We start from the raw sequence: 1,829 nt of genomic DNA, 5'->3' as shown, positions 1-1,829 counted from the left end.
AAACAAAATATAAAGAAAGCCTTTACAATTTTGTTGAATTATGTTATTTTAATAAATGTAGTTCAGTATTGTCATTATTAAGTTAAGCAAGACCTGTTTACATAATTTTTTAATTATGCATTCAGGTCTTTTTGTATAAGGAGGAAAAGTTATGAAATTAATGAGTGTTGTAGATGGAAAAAAGAAGTATTTAGAAGAAGTAAACGATGAAGCATTTTCTCAAAAGATGATGGGAGATGGCATTGCTGTTGTACCAAGTGTGGGAAAAGTATATGCCCCCGCAAGTGGTAGAGTGAGTATGTTATTTCCAACTTATCATGCTATTGGATTAATATTAACAGACGGTGTAGAAGTCTTAATCCATATTGGTATTGATACAGTTGAAATGGATGGTGAAGGTTTTAAAAGTTATGTGCATGTTGGAGATGTGGTAGAAGAGGGAACCTTGTTAATAGAGTTTGATGTTGAAAAGATTAAAAATGCAGGATATGAAACCGATGTTATGGTTATCATCACTCAATTATCTCAATATTCATTAATTCATAAAACCGAGGCAGATGAATTAACAATTCAAGATGTTATTTTAGATATTCAATAGGTGTTTTATGATAATTAAGAGGATTTTAAATAATAACGCTGTTATGAGTGTTGATGAGTCTGGTGAAGATATTATTGTGAAGGGAAAAGGGATTGCATTTCAAAAGAAGAGTGGTGATGAAATCAATCAAAATAAAATTGATAAAATATTTGTTATTAAAAATCAGGAAATAAATCGAAGATATCAAGAAATTCTTGTTCATATTCCATATGATTGTATTAATGCTTGTGAAGATATGATAGATGTCATTAAGGCAAATATTCATAAAGAGTTAAGTGATAAAATTTATGTAACATTGACAGATCATATTTTTAATTTGTTAGAAAGAGTAAAGATGGGAATAGTTTTTGATAATGCTCTATTGTGGGATGTGAAAAGATTATATCGAGAGGAATATCAAGCGGGATTATTGGTTGTAGAAATGATTAGAGAATTGTTTGATATTAAGATAGAAGATGATGAAGCTTGCTTTATTGCTTTACATATAGTCAATGCCCAGATGAATACAGAATTTAAAGAAGTTATTGAAATTACAACTATGATTGATGATGTGTATGATATAGTAGAATCTTGTTTTGATTTGAACATTGATAAAGATGGATTAGAGTATACAAGATTTATAATGCATTTAAGAGTATTTTTTGAAAGAATTATTAATCAACAAAATATTCACTCTGAAAAAAGTCAAACTCTTTTAAAGACATTACAAAATGAATATTTAAAACAATATCACTGCGTTTTAAAAATATTAGATTATGTTTCAATGAAATATGATGAAGCCTTAGAGGGAGAAATCTTATATTTAATAGTTCACTTTATTAAATTAACTGAACATTAAATATAACTTTAACTAAGGGAGGTGAAGATTTTCTCAAACTGGATAGTGACAGTCAGGCTGGCTAAACCTTTATTTTAATATATCTAATTAAAGTGGAGGATAAAAAAATGACGAATCAAGTTTTAGCATCAACAATTTTAGAAAAAGTTGGTGGCAAGGAAAATGTCAAATCAGTGACTCACTGTATGACACGATTAAGATTTAGCTTAATTGAGATTGAAAAAGCAAATCAAGATGAATTAAAGGCAATGAATGAAATTATGGGTGTTGTTTATAAAGGTGGACAATTTCAATTGATTATTGGACCACAAGTGACAAATTTATACGATGAAGTCATGCAATTATTACCAAATCAAGATAAGCTACAAGAAGAACACTGTAAAATTAAAGAAC

At 28.4% G+C, this 1,829-nt stretch carries 3 protein-coding genes; all 3 read left to right on the top strand.

Annotated elements, in window-relative coordinates:
* Positions 1–151 precede the first annotated feature (151 nt).
* The gene (locus ACLR9T_RS14355; RefSeq protein WP_008788254.1) at positions 152–598 is read left to right on the top strand and encodes a PTS glucose transporter subunit IIA; all 447 of its coding nucleotides are present in this window, start codon (positions 152–154) and stop codon (positions 596–598) included.
* Between the two features lie 7 nt (positions 599–605).
* On the top strand, positions 606–1,436 hold the full coding sequence (locus tag ACLR9T_RS14350; RefSeq protein ID WP_413110145.1) for a PRD domain-containing protein: 831 nt from the start codon (positions 606–608) through the stop codon (positions 1,434–1,436).
* A 107-nt stretch (positions 1,437–1,543) separates the two neighbouring features.
* Positions 1,544–1,829, top strand: a 286-nt coding sequence (locus ACLR9T_RS14345) for a PTS transporter subunit EIIB (RefSeq protein ID WP_413110144.1), incomplete at its 3' end; no start/stop codon positions are given.

Source organism: Thomasclavelia sp. (assembly GCF_047249845.1).
Taxonomy (GTDB): Bacteria; Bacillota_I; Bacilli_A; order Erysipelotrichales; family Coprobacillaceae; genus Thomasclavelia.
Note: the sequence above shows the minus strand (reverse complement) of the source record. Positions and strands in the feature narration are given on the sequence as shown.

What these genes read in the sequence shown, in the direction of transcription:
- ACLR9T_RS14355 (WP_008788254.1), top strand. Translation starts at nt 152, where the DNA reads ATGAAATTAATGAGTGTTGTAGATGGAAAAAAGAAGTATTTAGAAGAA.
- ACLR9T_RS14350 (WP_413110145.1), top strand. Translation starts at nt 606, where the DNA reads ATGATAATTAAGAGGATTTTAAATAATAACGCTGTTATGAGTGTTGAT.